Below are 18,236 nucleotides of genomic sequence, written 5' to 3'. Positions count from 1 at the left end.
CCTCGAATGAAGTTTTCATGATCTTCTTCCAGATGATAGAATCCTTGCGTAAAGAGGGGACATTTTCATGAACGGAATCGTGGACGTAGGAGGCGGAGAACGCGGAATCTTCGGAGCAGGCATCTTTGACTGGTGCCTGGATCATGGAGTCACATTTGATTATCTCATCGGTGTTTCTGCCGGCAGCGCAAATGAAGCATCTTTCCTGGCAGGTCAGAAGGGAAGGAACTATCAGTTCTACACCAATTACAGTTTCCGGAAAGACTACATGAGCTTCCGCAACATGATCACCAAAGGAAACTATATTGATCTGGAATATATCTATGGGGATGCGCTGACGAATTCAGGGGGCGAAAACCCGCTGAACTTCGAACAGATCATGAAAAGCGGCAGAACTTTCCGCATCGTTGCGACAGACGCTGTAACAGGCAAGCCAGTATACTTTGATTCTCATGATATGGTGCAGGATGACTATGGCGCAATCAAAGCCAGCAGCTGCGTACCGGTTGCTTCCAAGCCTTATGCATGGAAAGGCGGTATCTATTTCGATGGGGGACTCTCTGACCCCATTCCATTTCAGAAGGCATTCGATGCCGGCTGCGAGAAGGTCATCGTCATCCTCACAAGACCGCGGCACTATTACCGCAATTCCTCAAAGGATCAGAAGTTCGCATGGTTCTTGAAGAAATGGCCGATGGCTGCTGAAGCGCTGAAGAAACGGGCAGAGACTTACAACCGTGAGCTGGATGAAGCAATCAGTCTCGAACGGCAGGGGAAAATTCTGATCCTTGCTCCGGACAGCATTGAAGGCATGGACACGCTGACCAAAGACCGGCAGAAGATCATTGATCTCTATCACAAAGGGCAGAAGGAAGCAGAAAAGATCCCCTCATTTCTGAATCTCTGAATCCCGGATATTCTGATCGAAAAAGAAGCTTTGCATCCAGATGGAGAATCCTCCATTCAGGACACAAGGCTTCTTTTCGGTTTACAGATCCTGCAGCACACCGTTCTTCAGCAGCACTCGGTGATCGCTGAGCTTGGAGACTTCATTCGAGTGTGTAACGGCAATGATGGTCTTGCCGAACTTCTCGCTCAGCATCTGGAACAGCTTGATGATCTCCTGCTCCGTCTCAGTATCCAGATTGCCAGTCGGCTCATCCGCGAAGATCAGATCAACGTTTCCGGCAATTGCTCTGGCAATCGCAATTCTCTGCTGTTCTCCGCCGGAAAGATGCGTGACAAGCCGATCTGCCTTCGTATTGGCAATGCCCACCATATTCAGCAGCGCATATGCCATGTCCTTATGGTTCCCAGGAATATCATTGTCCGTTTCCGTCATCGCCACCAGGATATTCTCCAGGCCGGTGAGATAGGTGATCAGGTTATAAGACTGGAAGACCACCCCGATCTTGTTGCGGCGGTATTTATACAGCCCCATCTGATCGATATCTTCCTCCTGATAATAAACATGTCCGCTTTCCTGCTTATCCAGGCCTGCCATGATCGACAGCAAGGTCGTCTTGCCTGATCCGGAAGGGCCCAGGATCGTATAGAACGTTCCTTCTTCAAAGCTGTAGGAGAGATGCTTCAGGATCTCGCGCTTGTAGCCGCCGTCAATATAGCCATAGCAGAGATCTTCCAGTTTCAGTATCGTTCCCATAGTGTCCTCCTCAGTTCTGCTCCAGAAGAATCTGCTTCGGATTCAGACGCATGATCATGAAGGAAGGAATAATGATTGCAATCAGCACGACTCCCGTTCCGAGCAGATAGATCTTCCCGATCAGCAGCGGCGAAACAGACACATGGTACTGAGAAAGCAGATCTTCCTGCGTCACCTCCGTGAAATAATCGGTGCTGTCGCTGAAGTAATAGCCGCCATCATTGTCATCCGTCTCATACTGGGCATCCGAAGCTGTCTGATAATTCAGCACAGTCTCGCCAACCTTGCCGGCAAGCAGAGAACCGGATATCGAAGCAAGTCCGAATCCGATGACTGCAATCACGAACAGCTCCGCAAACAGCTGCAGCACGATTTTTGCCTTGGACACGCCGATCGAAAGCAGTACACCGATCTCGTATTCTCTGGTCTTGAGCGTCAGCGCAGTAACCAGAGAAATGATCACTACCGCATTGACGACCACGATCCAGACCACGATATTGGCAAAGAAGCTCAGCGTATCAAGGGGTCTGGCCATCTTCTTGAAGGTCTCATTGTTCGCATTGAGAATCGTATAAGGTGCCAGGCTGCTGCTATGATCTGCCACGAACTGGTCGACATGGAGCGGATCATCGAGCAGATACACAACCTTGGTCGGAACACTCACTGCCGCTTCGATATCTTCCAGGTTCACTCCCTCGTAATATTCCGGATGAACCTTAACCGCAACCTCGATCTGCTTCTTCATGTATTCTGCATAAGATGTCATCGGCATGAGCACGATATTCTTCGGCGATTCATAGGGGGACATCCATTTATAATTCTCTGAGCTCGGATCCACATCGTTCTTGGTCGTGTAGATGCCGCAGATTTCCAGTTCGAGGTTCAGCTCATCTGCAGTCGCACCGCCATTGAGATAATCCTGCTGGGAATAGGTATCCAGAGTCGTCAGGGTGATGGTATCGCCGACCTTCAGATTATTCTGATCGGCAAGTTCCTGCGTGATCAGGACAACATTCTTTGCGTCATCGATATCGCTCTGCGTGAACATGTTTCCGGAAACCACATTGAAGGTTCCTTCCGCAAATTCAATCATATTCGGATACATGTTCGCATAGATCATGATATTCGGATCCCGGTACTCTACCGTATTGCCATTCTCATCGGTATACGTAGAAGTTCCCCGGTTCTCCTCATTGCCGACCGGCACATTGTCAAATCCGACGCTGTAGGCAGTTGTATTGACCATGTAGTTGAACGCAATGACCCGTTCATCCCTGGACAGTTCCTGAGCAAGTGAAGCGTCAATGGTCGGTGAATTCTGATAAGCCTGATTGATCTCATCTTCATCCGTCAGAGTATTCACGTAGTTGTAATACGAGTTGTAATCCACTTCATAGCTCACGACCGCCCGCATGGACTTCCTGGTAAGGATCTTCGCATTTTCAGCCGCTTCAGAAATGCCAAGGCCGAGAATCACCAGATTCCCGATCAGGAAGAACGTGATCATCAGAAGTATGGTTTTGGTTGGCTTGCGTCTTACATAAGCCCAGGCGCGTTTCAGAGCATTCAAAGTTCAGACCCTCCCTTCATTTCTATCTTGATCTGATTCTGTTCTCAATCAGTTCCTGCCGTCGGAGAAGCTGCCGATGTCGCTTTCCGGGAATTATAAGTAACGCTGATCTCCGCTCCTTTCTGAACAACTTCAGAGAACGAGTCGCCGGTCTGATACTCTTTTCCGTTAACCGACACTTTGACCATCGGATCATTTTCGGCGTCAGATGCGGTATACGTACAGTTCATATTATTGTTGTTGCAGAAATCCGTAATCTTTCCAAGATCCGCGAGATCCGAAGTGCTCAGCGCATAGCTGCTCGGAGCAGTCGTCGGTTCTGCCGTCGACGTGGCAGCGGTCTTCGGTCCAGTCGAAACCTGATATGCTATGCGTGCATTCAGAGACAGCGGACGATCGCAGCCATTGCCGGCATCACTTGTTCCATAGCTGCAGGAATACTTTGTGATCTGGCCCGGCGTCGGATATTCATCGCTGGTCGTCGGCTGATAATCTGCACCATATTCGCCAGCCTGGATGTTCGCTCCTTTGGAATTCACATCATCTACCCATGCTTTAAGTTCCAGATAATCCTTGCCAAGCCACTGGCGGCTGTTAGTCTGCAGGATCGGAAGATACAGAGACACCGTCAGTTCCAGAACCGTGCCGCTGTCTACGACAGAACCGGCATCGATGGACTGGGAGATGACAGAACCTGCGGGCGCATCATTATAGATAGACTTGGTGACTACCGTGACATCATTGTTCTTATCCGCAGTCCATGCATCAAGCTGTTCCTTCGTATAGCCCACCAGATTCGGAACGGTCACACCTTTGCCTTTGGAAACCACAAAGGTGATCGTCCCGCCTTCTTCCAGGGACTGACCAGCCTCCGGGGACTGGGAAATGACTAATCCGGAATCCACCTTGTCAGAATAAGTCTCCTGCTTGTTGACGGTAAGCTTCTTGGACGCAGCCCAGCCGTTCGCTCCTGCGAATTCCTTATTCACCCAGCTCTCGACCGTAACCTGTCCAGCCGGCGCAGCACCTTTGGAACAGATGATATTCAGGGTCGTCCCCCTGGTAAAGGAAGATTCATCCGCATTCTTCAGATCATAGGAAATCACTGCACCGCTTTCCACTGTCGTGCTGTACTGTGTGGTAACCTTGGTCTTCAGAAGCTTATTTTCATTGATCCAGTCCGTGATCTCGCTCTGAGTCATATTCCTGATATCCGGAAACGCAACAGCCTCATCCGGATCCGGTCCAAGCGAGAGCGTGAAGGTCACCGGGGTATCCTTCCTGATCTTTGTCCCGGCAGAAACACTCTGCGAAAGAATCAGGTCCTTATCGATCTCCATGCTGTATTCGGGCGTAGCCGTTGCGACCACGCCGGCATCCATCTTATTCTGCTTTGCCCAGGCAGAGACAGAATTGAGATCCTTTCCGACAAAGTCCTGCATCACGATATGCGGAGCAAATCCGAACCAGTAGATCAGGAAAGCCGCAGCCGCTGCAGCTGCCGCAATCAGAATCTTTCCTCCTGCTGACAAATGCCGCTTCGGCTTCTCAATCTTCACCCGTTCTTCTTCTGCAAACGAATCCGGGGAATCCGGATCTCCATACGCTTCTTTTTCATCAAAGTCGGAATTGTCTTTCAGCTCATCCGAAAACGTCTTCAGCTTCTTCGGTTCTTCCATCCGGACCATCTCATCCAGATCGGTTTCCGGCTTCTTTTTCACTGGTGCCGTATAATCTTCTTCCCGGTCATATTCAGTTTCTCTGACGGGACGCTTTTTCGGGACAAAATCATCAACCGTATCTATTTTCACATCCCGGCCATGCTTCTTTGCGTCTACTTCCTTGGCAAGCTCAGCCATGAAATCCTTTTTCTCTGCCATGCGCACTTCCCCCGTATCTGCTTCATTTTAAAATACGGACGATTCTGCCGCAACCGAACCAAGTCAGGAAAGAAAAGCTGAATTCTTCAGAAAAGCGCATAACCATGCGCTTTTCATGGAATTCAGCTGATGGATCTTAAATGAAATTTAAGAAAGCAATTGCTCAATCTTCTGCTTTCAGCTCGAAAATCATATCGCGCAGCTCCGCTGCCCGTTCAAAGTCGAGAGACTTAGCTGCTTCTTTCATCTCTGCTTCCATATCAGCAATCAGAGATTCCTTGTCCTTCTTTCCGAGCTTGTTCTTCTTTTTCAGATACTTTGCGGCCATCTCCTTGGTTTCCTTGCCGCGGATTGCTTCCTCGACCGGCTTGATGACCGTCTTAGGGGTGATGCCATGTTCTTTGTTATACGCTTCCTGGATGGCACGTCTGCGGTTTGTTTCATCAATCGCATGTTTCATGGAATCGGTCATGACATCCCCGTACATGATGACTTCGCCATTCGCATTGCGGGCTGCCCGGCCGATCGTCTGAATCAAGGAACGCTCCGAACGCAGGAAGCCTTCCTTGTCCGCATCGAGAATGCAGACCAGCGATACTTCCGGAATATCAAGACCCTCTCTTAACAGGTTGATGCCGACAATCACATCGATCTTTCCAAGTCTGAGATTTCTGATCACTTCCGAACGCTCCAGCGTCTTGGTCTCATGGTGGAGATACGCAACCTTATAGGAACGATCTTTCAGATACTGCGTCAGGTCTTCTGCCATCCGAACAGTCAATGTCGTGATGAGCACACGCTCATTGCGGGCAATGCGCGCATCAATCTGATCGCAGATATCATCCACCTGTCCCCTGGTCGGCTTGACGGTGATCTTCGGATCCAGCAGTCCAGTCGGACGGATGATCTGCTCCACCACTTCATGATTCACATGATCCAGTTCATAATCACCAGGCGTAGCACTGCAGTAAATCACCTGATTGATCATGGACTCCCATTCATCAAACTTCATCGGCCTGTTTTCCAGAGCCGAAGGAAGCCGGAACCCATAATCGACCAGTACCTGCTTGCGCTGATGATCGCCATTGTACATGCCCCGTACCTGCGGCAGAGACACATGCGACTCATCCACGAACAGCAGGAAGTCTTTCGGAAAATAATCAAACAGATTCCATGGCCGCTGGCCAGGAACTCTGCCATCAATATGCATCGAATAGTTCTCAATGCCGGAGCAGTATCCATTCTCTCGCAGTGCTTCCAGATCAAATCTCGTTCTTTGCTCCAGACGCTCTGCTTCCAGAAGCTTGCCTTCTGACTTGAAGTACTTCAGCCGTTCTTCCAGCTCTGCCTCAATATCATTGCAGGCCCGCTCCATCGTCTCCTTGGAGCGCGCATAGCCCGAAGCCGGGAAGATATTGTAGAACTGATAAGCCTGCTGGGTATGACCCGTGACCGGGTCTACTTCGGCAATCCGGTCAATCTCATCTCCGAACATCTCGATGCGGATATTGAACTGATCCGTATAGCTCGGCGTGACCTCAATGACATCTCCCCTGACCCGCAAGGTTCCGCGCAGCTGGTCCTGATCATTGCGGCGGTACTGCAGATTGATGAACTTGCGCAGCAGGGTATTGCGATCATAAGTCTCTCCGACCCGGATCGTGAAGAACATATCCTTGTACTGCTTCGGATCCGATGCTGCATAGATGCAGGCAACCGATGCCACGACGATCGTATCTCTGCGCTCGAGCAGGGAGTTCAGCGCAGACTCGCGGAACATATCAAGTTCTTCATTGATTGCCGCAGTCTTCTCGATATACATATCGGTCTTCGGCATATAGGCCTCCGGCTGATAGTAATCGAAGTTGGAGACAAAGTATTCAACCCGGTTATGCGGAAACAGTTCCTTGAACTCGCTGTACAGCTGTCCTGCCAGGGTCTTGTTATGGGAAAAGACCAGAGTCGGACGATTGACTCTGGCAATCACATTTGCCATCGTGAAGGTCTTGCCGGTTCCGGTAGCACCTTCCAGCACCTGTTCTTTCTTTCCTTCTTTCAGCCCCTCGACCAGCCGATCAATTGCCTGCGGCTGATCTCCAGTCGGCTTGAAAGGCGATACGAGTTCAAACTGATCAGCCATTGAGAATCTCCTTTGCCCTTGCCAGCTGCGGATCATGGTCTTCATTCGTCTGCCAGTCCAGCACGACTGCGGAAATCAGTCCTTCATAAAGATCCTTGTTCAGAACACCGGTTTCTTCCATGTCCTGATCCTGCTGATACTTCAGAATCGCATTCTGCGTCGATTCATCAAAATACCCATCCGTCCGATCGACATCGTATCCAAGATACTGCAGCAGCATCTGTGCTTCCTTCGTATAATCAGAAACCGAATCCAGCGCATACGAATCGCCTTCATCCATTGCCGTATAGCTCGTATACAGCACCTCCGGAAGCTTCACTTCCTCATCCGGAGCGATGCCGGTGCCATTGACCCAGACTCCCTCTGGAGACATCCATTTCGAATCCGTATATTTCAAAGCGCTGCCATCATCGAAATACTTCGTGATCTGCACAGTGCCTTTGCCATAGGTCGTCTCGCCGACAATGGTCACATCATCTCTTTGTTCCTTCATGGCCAGCGTGAATGCTTCAGCAGCTGATGCCGTATTGCCATTCACTAACAGTACAATCGGACCGAAGGACGTGTACTGACCCTGATCCGTATACGTCTTGACCACCGTGCCATCCGAATACTCCCGCTGCAGGATCAGCGTATTCTCCGGCAGAAAATAGCTCAGAACCCCTTTCAGGGCATCGAGATATCCGCCCCCGTCATCTCTTAAGTCAATGATCAGGCTGGTCACGCTATTCTCTTCAAACTCATCGAGATAGGACTTCAGTTCATCCGCAGTTCCTTCCCCGAACTGCAGAATCTGCAGATAGCCATATCCCTCATCCGTGATCTTTCCATCTATCGTATTGGAAACCTCTGCCCGGGTGATCTCCATCGTGACCAGATCATCCCCGCGCTTGAATACCATCGTGACCTTGGTATTCTCTTCGCCCTGCACCAGGGCGACAATCTCATCGGAAGTCATGCCTTCCACTTTCGTGCCATCCACGGAATAGATGATATCTCCCGCCTGCACGCCAGCTGATTCTGCCGGAGAATTGCGGATGACCTTTGTGACCAGCGGAATGCCGTTGCTGTTGGTGAACTGCACACCGATCCCGACAAAGTTCCGGTTGATCGACTGCGTGAACTGCGTGATTTCATCTGCAGACATGTATTCCGTATGCAGATCCTCGTCATTGGTCGTGATGCCCTTCAATGCCTGATCCGTGAGTCTCGTATCCAGATCCTCAATTGAATCCGCAAAGAACCAGCTGTTCTCCATCAGGTTCATGACCACATTGATCTTCTCTGAAGAATCTGCCTTCCCAGCCGTGGAAAGAAGCGATCTCAGGCCAGTCGTATTGGGCAGCGGAATCAGACTGCCAAGCAGCCACCCGATCAGGAACACTGCAATCGAAAGCACCAGAAGCCATGTCTTCAATGTCTTATTCTGCTTCTTCAGTTTCTTATTTTCTGCCTGATCATTCTTCGGATGTTTCTCCGTCGATAAGTGCATGATCTCAGGCTCTTTCTCGTTCTTTTCTTCTCCCATGACGTTCCTCACACTGTTCCTATTCTATACTTTCCCCTCGGACGGAGAAAAGAAGAATGAACGATCCCGAAAAACAAAGTACCGGAATTCCCGGTACCCTGATGAATTTATCCGCCGAACACCGATTCCGGCTTCACGCGGCATGGTGCGCCGACTCCGTTCTCACATAGACGGTTGAGCGCCGCTGTACCCCAGCCGCAGCCGAAGGCCAGATCGCCATTCCAGTTCTGCGCATAGCTTGCAAACTGATCTGCGCTGCCAAGATAGAACACTTCAATATGGCAATGCGGTCCCGTGCTGTTGCCCGAAGAACCAAGCAGACCGATCTGCTGACCAGCTGTGACAATGGTTCCCTTGGCAAGCGGAGAACCCGCCAGGAGATGCAGATACTTGATCGCATACAGATTACCATTGACCTTCGTCAATAGATAAACCTGGTTGCCGCCGCCCCAGCTGCCGCCGTATTGCGATCCGCATCCATTGCCGAGATTGCCGTATCCGCAGCCATTTGCGCTGTTGATCACGACGCCATTGCCGACTGCCACAACCGAAGAACCAAGTGCCCCTGAGAAGTCCGCACCTAAATGCACACCGCCGCTGGCATAGTGCCACGTGCCGGCATTCGGATTGATCGAAACACCCGGAACCGGATACGTCCAGCCAGCCGAAGCAGCCACTTCGCTGAGGGCCTGGGAAATCTCTGCCATCTGCGCACGGATTGCCTCGATATCTGCCGCAATCCGGTTGCCCTCTGCTTCGAGATCAGCACTCTGCTGCTGATACTCTTCTTCAACTACCTGAGCCTGATACTTCAATGTCAGGATCTGGTTCTGCTTATTCACGACTTCCTGCTTGGCCGCATCGAGATCTGCTTTCTGCTGCTCCAGATCCGCTTTATCAGAATCAAGCTGAGCCTTATCCGTATTCAGCTGATCGATCTGGTCGGCCAGGTCTTCCATCGTCTTATTGTCATATTCCGTGATTGCGCTGAGACCATTGGCAATCCGGACAAGCTCATCAAACGTCTTCGCGCCCATCAGCACATCAAGATACTGATTCAGGCGCATCGTCTGCTGCTGATACGCCATGCGCTCCTTGATCTTGCTTTCAGCCTGATCAATTTCTTCCTGATTAGCCTCAATTTCTGCTTCGAGCTTTTCGATCTCTGCTTCCTTGACCGCAATCTGGCCATTCATATCCGCTATCTGCTTATTCAGCGTGGCAATATCATCATTCAGTGCATCTGCCTGATTCTGATAATCCTGAACCAGCGACGCATAATACGTAATATTCTCTGCAATCTCAGCCCGCTGACTTTCAATCTCCTTGATCCGGTCAGATAGCTCTGAGCTGTGTTCGGACTGATACTGCAGGTATGCCGCGCAGGCCGTCTGATGCTCAGAACCGGAACTCGTGCACAGATCTCCCCAGTATTCCGTATCCGAATACGGATGATCCGGATCTCCGCTGTCTTCCCCCTCTGCCAGTACTGTCAGCGGCATATCCATCACCAGCCATGCCGAAAGCAGTATTCTGAACAGTTTCTTCATCAGCGCTTCCACCTCAGATACTTCGTCACGGAGAAGAACGAACCGATGAGACCGACAATCATACCAATCAGTAACAGAGCCACATTGACCTGCCAGATCAGATTATCCGGCGGAATCAGCGAGAACATCTGCGTGATCACATATCCCCCGGTGAACTGATACAGATACCGATAGCCGTAATACGTCAGCACCATCGGCACAATCGAGCCAAGCGCTCCGATGATGATACCTTCCACCACAAACGGGGAACGGATGAAGTTATTCGTTGCACCGACATTGCGCATGATCGCAATCTCATCCGCCCGGGCAAGAATCGTGAGCTTGATCGTATTCTGGATTAAGAAGATTGCCAGAATAGATAGTGCTAATGCCAGAATCAGTCCGCCATAGCGAATCGTCCTCAGCACGCTGACTAGCTGGGTCGCACTCATGCCGCCGAAGTTGACGGCCGAGACACCTTCAATCTGAGAAATCTGATCCGCAACTTCCTGGAGCTTCGTGCCATCGCTGATCTCAACATAGAACGCATCATGGAACGGATTCTCATCACCTTCAAACGGGGTCATGATCTCCCTGGTCTTCTCATCCCTGAAGTTATCCTGATAATACTGATATTCCTGATCCTTCGTGTAATACGTCACGCTCGTCACTTCCGGAATATCCTGGATCGCCAGGCTGATCCGGTCTTCCTGATCGGCAGACTCATAGTCATAGTCCACCATGACCGAGATCTGAATCGACTGTTCCAGTCCGGAAGTCAGCTGATTCATATTCACGGTGAACAGCATGAACAGACTGATGATCACCAATGTAATTGTAACCGCAGAAGCCGCAGAGAAAGACATCGCTCCATGTCTGCCAACCCCGCGGAATCCTTCCTTGATCGGACGGAAGATTCTACTGATCATGCTGAACATACCCTCCTTCCGCAAGGTCTGCGACAATATGGCCATGTTCCAGAACAACCGTGCGCTTGCGATACTTGTTCACGATCGTGAGATCATGCGTAACCATCAAGATCGTTGTCCCGTATTCCCGGTTGATCTTGGCAAGCAAGCCCATGATTTCATCGGACATCGCCGGATCCAGATTTCCGGTCGGCTCATCCGCAATCAGCACTTTCGGCCTGTTTGCAATCGCCCGGGCAATCGCCACACGCTGCTGCTGGCCGCCGGACAGCTCATGCGGGAAACTGTTTCCCTTGTCATCCAGTCCGACCAGGTTCATGACTGACCGCACTCTGCGCCGGATCAGCCTCTTATCCATATTAATGACTTCCAGGGCATACGAAATATTCTCGAATACCGTCTTCGTCGGCAATAATCTGAAGTCCTGGAATACGACTCCGATATTGCGTCGGTAGATCGGAACCTTCGAATGCCGGAGCTTTCCGACATCGATGCCGACCACCCGGACCGTTCCTTTGGTCGGAATTTCTTCTCCGTCCAGCAACTTGATCAGCGTGGACTTGCCGGAACCAGTCGGTCCGATGATATAGACGAATTCGCCCTGGTCAACTTTGAGATTGATATCATAAAGCGCATTTACGCCGTTTTTATATTTCTTGTAGACATGCGAGCACTCGATCATCCGTCCTCCTCCTGTCGAAAGATGTCAATTCATTATAAGGCAGGACCATGCTCTGCGCAAAGAATCACAGGTGGAAACTTGGATACGTGAATCCCTCTCCATGCATGTCCGTCGCATCCGTCGTGATCACGAACGCTTTCTTATCATACTGATTGATAATCTCCAGCAGCTTGGAATACTGCTGATGAGAAACCACGCATAGGAGCACAACCCGATCATCTCCCTGATATGTCCCCTTGGCATTGAAGATCGTCGAGCCTCTTTCCAGCTCATCCGAAATTGCCTGGGAAATTTCCTTCCAGTGATCGCTGATGATCTGCACAGATTTGGAAACCGTACCTTCGCCATAGCTCAGGACCCGGTTGATTGCCCACGAAGTCGCAAATACCGAAACAAGACCGATCAGAACCGCACTGAGTCCATACGTGAACCAGCCCAGCAGTACCGTCAGTCCATCCGTAATCAATACTAACGTGCTGACCGGAATATCGGTAAATTTATGCACGATCAGCGGCGGCACATCCATGCCGCCCGTGCTTGCTCCGGTCCGCATGACCAGACCGACGCCGATGCCGCCAAGCAGGCCAGCGTAGAAAGAAGCTAATACCGGATCGATTTCCGGAATCGGAACTACTCTGGCGAGCAGGCTGTTGAATACCGGATAGCATAAGGAAGAAAGGAACGTCTTCAGAAAAAACTCCCGTCCCAGCGTCAGGGATCCCACTTCCAGAAGCACCAAGGTCAGAATATTGGCAATCAGAGTCGGCGACATCCGGGTCAGCGGCTGCACCGCAACGGCAATACCAGCAACCCCTCCCGAAAGAATATCAAAAGGCAGGATGAACATTTCCACGGAAAGACACAGCAGAAACGTCCCTGCGACGACGAGTACGATATCCTTGATTTCCTTGCGAGCTGGCTTCTTCACGACTTCAGATTATAACATGGGCATGTAAACTGTGGTATCATACGGGAACACCTGAAGGAGGGAGAACTTGAAACCTAGAAAACACTGGTGGATCTGGATCCTGGTCGGCATCTACATCTGGCTGATCTTCCGCAATTCCCTGATGGTCGCTTCCGTCAGCGATGCGCTTTCTTCCAGAGTCACGCATGAACTGATGAATATCCTCCAGCATTTCGGTCTCTATGCCGATTTCAGCACGTTCCATCACTATGTGCGCAAGCTTGCTCACTTCACGGAGTTCGCCGGCCTTGGTTTTCTGGTCGTTCTTGCCATGCACATCTGCCCGCTGTTTCATCACCGATCGCTGAACTTTCTGCTGTTTCTGTTCTCGGTTCCGTTTGCGGACGAGATGATTCAGCTCCATGTGGCTGGCAGAAGCAGCCAGTTCACGGATATGCTGATTGACTGCAGCGGCTGTCTCTTCGGAGGCTTTCTCTGCTATGTGCTGTTTCTGATCCTCAAAGATCTGTTCCGCCATCCGAAGAAACAGATTCAGTGAATAGCACTTCTCCCAGCAGAAAATCTAGACATTATAAATCATCACCACTTAAGCTTTTTGTGCGGCAAAGCTGGAATGTCTCCATCAGAAAGGGAGCAGCACGAGAAGATCTTTACTGATCCAGAAGCATCTAGCATAGGTTAAAGAATAAGGATAAATTATATTGGTTTGCTCCCTCTGGTTAATTAAGAAACTGAACAGAGAGATACATTACATAACAGCGTTTACTCGATACATAATCAGAAATGCCGGATAAGCCCTTCAGTGTCGCTTTTCCGGCTTTTTTCTTCTCTCTGACTGTCAAACTATGGATGATACAGACATTTAAAAGTTTCCAATGACGGCTCTGATTATAAAAAGATTTCGAAAAAGCCATCGTTACGAAATGCAAAGCCATCATAATTTTCTGAACATTTTGATGATTAAAATGATTTTCATATTTCAGAACTAATCTAAAGGAAAATCCGAAAATGATTTGAAATGTCTCTGAATCCCCTTACATTGCCTGAGGCAAATCCATATTTTGAGAATGCAGGGGGCAAATCAGATGCTAGATCACTTATTCAGTCCGATATCAATCAATGGAATGATTCTGAAAAACAGAATTATTGCAGACCCTACCGGAGATGTCTTTGAAGAAAAAGCACTCGGAGGAGCAGCACTTGTGATTGCTGGCCACGCAATTGTCGAACCCGGAAAATCAAGTTTTTCCAGCAAAGACGAGCCGTGGATATTCTCAAAGTACGAAAGAGAAAATACACGTCAGCGAGTTCTGAAGATCCACAAAGGCGGAGCCAAGGCCTCGATTGAACTCTTTCACGGCGGTGAAGGGGCAAGAGTCTACGATTTCGCCAAAGGCCCTTCTGATGAAATCCGCAAAGACGGAACTGTCGTCAAAGCAATGAATGAAGCGATGATGCAGGAGACTCTGGACTGGTATTCGAAAACTGCGGCTGCCGCAAAAAAGATCGGCTTTGATTCCATTTTCCTGCATTTCGGCCATGGGTGGCTTCCGGCTCAGTTCCTTTCTCCGATTTACAACCATCGTACTGATGAGTATGGTGGTTCGATTGAAAACCGCTCCCGATTCCCTCTCAGGATTCTGGAAGCTGTTCGCAAAGCAGTCGGTCCGAGATTTCCGGTGGATATGAGAATTTCTGCATATGAATGGGAAGAAAACTCGATTACATTCGATGATGTCAAAACCTTCCTGAAGCTTGCAGAGCCTTACGTCGATGATGTTCAGGTATCGTCTGGCATGGATCTGGACAGACACGCAAATGTACATTGCATCACCTCATTTTTTGAGGACTATATGACAAATGCAGATTATTCTGCAGAAATCAGAAAGATTCTGAATATTCCGGTTACGGTAGTCGGAGCGATTCCTACCCCGGAAGCAGCTGATCAGCTGATTGCTGAAGGAAAAGCTGATCTGGTTGCTTATGGGCGTGCATTCTTATGCGATCCGGACTGGGCTAACAAAGCAATGAATAACCATACGGAAGATATCGTTCCATGTCTCCGCTGCCTGAACTGCTACCACATTTCCAGTGATCATTGGAATGTCGGCTGCTCTGTAAACCCCAGATTCCATAATGAGTCATTCATTCCTGAAAAGCTTGATCAAGCAGAAGCAAAGAAGCGCGTAGTGATCATCGGCGCAGGTCCTGCCGGAATCAAAGCTGCCATGGCTGCCAGTGATCGAGGACATGAAGTAATTCTGTTTGAAAAAAGCAGCGAGATCGGCGGAATGCTGAAATACATCTCTAAAGAACATCATAAAGACGAAGTCCGCAGATTGCTTGAATACTATCACGCCCAGATTGCAAAGCGTCAGATAGACCTGAGGCTCAGCACCGAGGCAACTCCGGGTATGATCCGGGATCTGAATACGGATGCATTGATTCTTGCTTTAGGAGCACATGAACGACGTCTTCCGATCAAGGGATCCGACAGAAACAATGTTGTGCTTGCCACGGAAGCATTGAGCTTCCCGGAAAAAGTCGGAAATAACGTCGTGATACTCGGCGGCGGAAGTATCGGCTGTGAGCTGGCTCTTGGTTTTGCAGAAGAAGGAAAAGAAGTTTCGATTGTGGAAATGACAGGAGAGCTTGCCGCAAATGCAAATGCTCTCCAGAAAGAAGCAATGATGCAGAAATATGCCATGCATCCGAACATCCACGTCTATCTGAACTCTGCATGCATGGAGATCGCTGATAAAGAAGTAATCTGCAGGAATCATGAAAACAGCATGGTTCAGATTCCATACGACACAATGGTCCTTTCCACAGGATTATCTGTGGATATCGAAGAACTGAAAAAGTTCTATGGAATTGTAAGAAACACAATATCTGTCGGTGACTGCAACAGACCAAGCAACATCATGAACGCAGTATTTGAGGGATATACTGCTGCAATCAATCTGTAAAGAAAGGGAGAATTCAAAATGAGCGATTACACAGATCTGAACAAGCAAATCATTGTCAACGTCGGAGGAGCGGATAACATTTCCAATGTTGTTCACTGCGCCACAAGGCTTCGGTTTAATCTGAAAGACACAAGCAAAGCAAATCCAGAAGCCATCAGAAAAATCCCAGGAGTGCTCGGAGTCCAGAACGCCGGCGGTCAGTTCCATGTGCTGATCGGCACTCAGGTAGATGAAGTATACGAACAGCTGATACAGCTTCCGGAAATTAAGAACGCAGGGTTAAAAGCAGGTGAAGCAGTAGATGAAAATCTGGATACTGCTGCTGAAAAGACCGGGCTCTTCGACCGATTCACAAGAATGATGTCAGATGTATTCGCACCATATATTCCGGTGCTCGCCACAGGTGGTATTGCTTCAGGCGTGATCGGATTGCTCGCAAATCTCGGAGTCGTCGACAGCGCTAGTCTTACCTATCAGACTTTCTACGCAATCTTCTATTCCCTGATCTATTTCTTCCCGATTCTGCTGGCTTTCACTGCAGGCAAGCACTTCAAGTGCAACCCTTATGTTGCGGCTACGCTCGGCGCAGCAATCATGTATCCGGGTGTATCTAATCTTCTAGTTACCGGAGACACAGCAAGCATGATCGGCATTAAATTCACTGCCTTCAATTTCGGCGGTTCCTTCATTCCGATTCTTCTTGCCGTATTCTGCATGAGCTACTTTGAAAAGTGGCTGAAAAAGCATGTCGCAAAAAATATGCAGTTCATCATCGTTCCTGCTGCCTGCCTCTTCATCTTCGTTCCGCTTACAATTCTTGTATTCGGTCCTATCGGCGGCATGATCGGTAATTTCGTCAAATGGATTTACAGCATTCTCTCCGGAAATGTTGTCATCATGGATATTGTCTTCGGCGGTTTCTTCTCCATCATCATTCTCCTGGGAATGCATTGGGCAGTCACACCGATTATGCTCGGAATCATGGCTGAACAGGGATATGAATACGGACTTGCTGCAGGAGGAATGGGAAACTACGCAGTTCTCGGAATTTGCCTTGCAGTAGCAATCTTCGCAAAGAATGCTGATGATAAAACAACCGCAAGTTCTGCTGCATTCACCAATGCGCTTTGCGGAATTACTGAGCCTTCCCTTTATGGAATTGTTCTGAGATCAAAGCTTCTTCTTGCAACGATGGTAATTTCCGGTACCTGCGGTGGTCTCGTACTTGGTCTTGGCAAAGTTGCAGCCACCAACTTCGCTTTTTCAGGAATCCTCTCTTTCGGAGCATGGTTCGGAGCTGTAAACTTTCCGATGTACTGCGTTGGAATTATCACCTCGATTGGTGTCGGATTCCTTCTGACTGCATTCCTGCTGAAGAGCGGAAAAGTCACTGAATTCAGCAAATAATCAGTTTCATTCTGCAGAAGTAATTTAGCCTTCAGTTTAATCACTGAGGGCTTTATTATTAAATCAGCTGGTGGTACGAACCGATCAAATGGTGGTGAAAAGATGATTCTCGAATTATTGAAAGAGCAATCTGGCTTTACGGATTCAGAAAAGAATCTTGCTGACTTTATGCTTTCCCATGGTCTGGAGATGGGTAAGATTACCATTTCTGAACTCGCAGGGCGTACTTATTCATCTCCTGCAACAATTACCCGCTTCTGCAGAAAGCTCGGAATGAATGGATTCCGCGATTTCCGGATCCTGTTTCTTTCTGAGTATGAGAAATCTCTGAACCACGAAAAAGTCGATATCAACCTTCCCTTTTCCAAGAATGATTCGTTTGAGCTGATTACGAAGAAGATGGAAAATCTGAATGCAGCCACGATCAGCAGAGTCACGAGTTCTTTTGATTATGACCAGCTGAAACGAATTGTCTATCAGATGCATGATGCACATGTAATCAATATCTATGCCGCCGGGATGTCGAATATGGTCGCCCAGGATTTTGCTGTCAAATTAGCCCGTCTTGGTAAGCAAGTGAATATTGAACGTGATTCCACACTTCTTTATGCTTATGCAGTCAATTGCGAGAAAGAGTATTTCAATCTTCTGATTTCACAATCCGGAGAGACTGAGAAAATCCTCAAGTGCGGAAGCATTCTCAGAAAGAAAGGCTGCAGGACTGTCGCCATAACCGCCAAGAAAACAAGTACACTCGCCAGCCTCTGCGATGAAGTAATCTATGTCGAAACAGATGAAGATGATTCGTTTGCCGCAAAGATAGAATCATTTGCATCTTATTATGGCGTTCACTTTGTCCTGGATTGTCTTTATTGCTATCTGTATAAAACAGACTATGACCGCAATGTCAGAAAATCCGAAGCAAATGTCCGCCTGATTGAAGCAGAAGGAAGAAAACAATAAAAAGTCCCTGCAGAAGCACACCATATGCTGTCCTTCTGCAGGGACCAT

The 18,236-nt window shown here is 49.0% G+C and carries 14 protein-coding genes; 5 read left to right on the top strand and 9 right to left on the bottom strand.

Annotated elements, in window-relative coordinates; translation table 11 throughout:
* The first annotated feature begins 67 nt into the window (after positions 1 to 67).
* A complete protein-coding gene (locus C7E00_RS02420) occupies positions 68 to 907 on the top strand; it encodes a patatin-like phospholipase family protein (RefSeq protein WP_105302762.1) in 840 nt (279 codons plus the stop codon).
* An 81-nt stretch (positions 908 to 988) separates the two neighbouring features.
* Here the strand turns inward: C7E00_RS02420 and C7E00_RS02415 are convergent, their stop codons facing one another.
* The 9 genes from C7E00_RS02415 to C7E00_RS02375 all read right to left on the bottom strand — a co-directional run bounded on the left by C7E00_RS02415 (position 989) and on the right by C7E00_RS02375 (position 12,849).
* Positions 989 to 1,663, bottom strand: a complete 675-nt coding sequence (locus tag C7E00_RS02415; RefSeq protein WP_105302761.1) for an ABC transporter ATP-binding protein — start codon at positions 1,661 to 1,663, stop codon at positions 989 to 991.
* 10 nt (positions 1,664 to 1,673) lie between these two features.
* Complete coding sequence (locus C7E00_RS02410; RefSeq protein ID WP_239928518.1) at positions 1,674 to 3,233, bottom strand: ABC transporter permease; 1,560 nt, start codon at positions 3,231 to 3,233, stop codon at positions 1,674 to 1,676.
* Between the two features lie 44 nt (positions 3,234 to 3,277).
* Positions 3,278 to 5,113 carry a PASTA domain-containing protein gene (locus tag C7E00_RS02405; RefSeq protein WP_105302760.1) on the bottom strand — a complete coding sequence of 612 codons (1,836 nt, stop codon included), beginning with the start codon at positions 5,111 to 5,113 and terminating at the stop codon, positions 3,278 to 3,280.
* Between the two features lie 163 nt (positions 5,114 to 5,276).
* The gene (gene uvrB / locus C7E00_RS02400; RefSeq protein ID WP_105302759.1) at positions 5,277 to 7,253 is read right to left on the bottom strand and encodes an excinuclease ABC subunit UvrB; all 1,977 of its coding nucleotides are present in this window, start codon (positions 7,251 to 7,253) and stop codon (positions 5,277 to 5,279) included.
* Positions 7,246 to 8,781 (bottom strand): S41 family peptidase, encoded by a 1,536-nt coding sequence (locus C7E00_RS02395; protein ID WP_105302758.1) that lies wholly within the window; start codon positions 8,779 to 8,781, stop codon positions 7,246 to 7,248. Before C7E00_RS02395 ends, uvrB begins: the two co-directional genes overlap by 8 nt.
* Positions 8,782 to 8,888: 107 nt before the next feature.
* Positions 8,889 to 10,331: a murein hydrolase activator EnvC family protein gene (locus C7E00_RS02390; protein ID WP_105302757.1), complete on the bottom strand. Its 1,443-nt coding sequence runs from the start codon at positions 10,329 to 10,331 to the stop codon at positions 8,889 to 8,891.
* On the bottom strand, positions 10,331 to 11,239 hold the full coding sequence (ftsX, locus tag C7E00_RS02385) for a permease-like cell division protein FtsX (RefSeq protein WP_239928517.1): 909 nt from the start codon (positions 11,237 to 11,239) through the stop codon (positions 10,331 to 10,333). Before ftsX ends, C7E00_RS02390 begins: the two co-directional genes overlap by 1 nt.
* A complete protein-coding gene (gene ftsE, locus C7E00_RS02380; RefSeq protein WP_105302756.1) occupies positions 11,229 to 11,921 on the bottom strand; it encodes a cell division ATP-binding protein FtsE in 693 nt (230 codons plus the stop codon). Before ftsE ends, ftsX begins: the two co-directional genes overlap by 11 nt.
* 64 nt (positions 11,922 to 11,985) lie before the next feature.
* Positions 11,986 to 12,849: a YitT family protein gene (locus C7E00_RS02375; protein WP_239928516.1), complete on the bottom strand. Its 864-nt coding sequence runs from the start codon at positions 12,847 to 12,849 to the stop codon at positions 11,986 to 11,988.
* A gap of 67 nt (positions 12,850 to 12,916) precedes the next feature.
* On the opposite strand from C7E00_RS02375, the gene C7E00_RS02370 reads away from it, so the two are divergent.
* The 4 genes from C7E00_RS02370 to C7E00_RS02355 all read left to right on the top strand — a co-directional run bounded on the left by C7E00_RS02370 (position 12,917) and on the right by C7E00_RS02355 (position 18,188).
* On the top strand, positions 12,917 to 13,387 hold the full coding sequence (locus C7E00_RS02370) for a VanZ family protein (protein WP_105302755.1): 471 nt from the start codon (positions 12,917 to 12,919) through the stop codon (positions 13,385 to 13,387).
* 547 nt (positions 13,388 to 13,934) lie between these two features.
* Entirely contained in the window at positions 13,935 to 15,818 is a 1,884-nt protein-coding gene (locus tag C7E00_RS02365) for an oxidoreductase (protein ID WP_105302754.1), read from the top strand.
* Between the two features lie 18 nt (positions 15,819 to 15,836).
* Positions 15,837 to 17,225, top strand: a complete 1,389-nt coding sequence (locus C7E00_RS02360) for a PTS transporter subunit EIIC (protein WP_105302753.1) — start codon at positions 15,837 to 15,839, stop codon at positions 17,223 to 17,225.
* A 102-nt stretch (positions 17,226 to 17,327) separates the two neighbouring features.
* Complete coding sequence (locus C7E00_RS02355) at positions 17,328 to 18,188, top strand: MurR/RpiR family transcriptional regulator (protein ID WP_105302752.1); 861 nt, start codon at positions 17,328 to 17,330, stop codon at positions 18,186 to 18,188.
* Positions 18,189 to 18,236: the final 48 nt, after the last annotated feature.

Origin of the sequence: Anaerolactibacter massiliensis (genome assembly GCF_900290205.1) — a bacterium.
Taxonomy (GTDB): Bacteria; Bacillota_I; Bacilli_A; order Erysipelotrichales; family Erysipelotrichaceae; genus Bulleidia; species Bulleidia intestinalis.
Note: the sequence above shows the minus strand (reverse complement) of the source record. Positions and strands in the feature narration are given on the sequence as shown.

Bases quoted from the DNA above. Each gene is read 5' to 3' on its own strand.
- C7E00_RS02420 (WP_105302762.1), top strand. From the start codon at position 68: ATGAACGGAATCGTGGACGTAGGAGGCGGAGAACGCGGAATCTTCGGA.
- C7E00_RS02415 (WP_105302761.1), bottom strand. From the start codon at position 1,663: ATGGGAACGATACTGAAACTGGAAGATCTCTGCTATGGCTATATTGAC.
- C7E00_RS02395 (WP_105302758.1), bottom strand. From the start codon at position 8,781: ATGGGAGAAGAAAAGAACGAGAAAGAGCCTGAGATCATGCACTTATCG.
- uvrB (WP_105302759.1), bottom strand. From the start codon at position 7,253: ATGGCTGATCAGTTTGAACTCGTATCGCCTTTCAAGCCGACTGGAGAT.
- C7E00_RS02365 (WP_105302754.1), top strand. From the start codon at position 13,935: ATGCTAGATCACTTATTCAGTCCGATATCAATCAATGGAATGATTCTG.
- C7E00_RS02390 (WP_105302757.1), bottom strand. From the start codon at position 10,331: ATGAAGAAACTGTTCAGAATACTGCTTTCGGCATGGCTGGTGATGGAT.
- ftsE (WP_105302756.1), bottom strand. From the start codon at position 11,921: ATGATCGAGTGCTCGCATGTCTACAAGAAATATAAAAACGGCGTAAAT.
- ftsX (WP_239928517.1), bottom strand. From the start codon at position 11,239: ATGATCAGTAGAATCTTCCGTCCGATCAAGGAAGGATTCCGCGGGGTT.
- C7E00_RS02405 (WP_105302760.1), bottom strand. From the start codon at position 5,113: ATGGCAGAGAAAAAGGATTTCATGGCTGAGCTTGCCAAGGAAGTAGAC.
- C7E00_RS02355 (WP_105302752.1), top strand. From the start codon at position 17,328: ATGATTCTCGAATTATTGAAAGAGCAATCTGGCTTTACGGATTCAGAA.
- C7E00_RS02360 (WP_105302753.1), top strand. From the start codon at position 15,837: ATGAGCGATTACACAGATCTGAACAAGCAAATCATTGTCAACGTCGGA.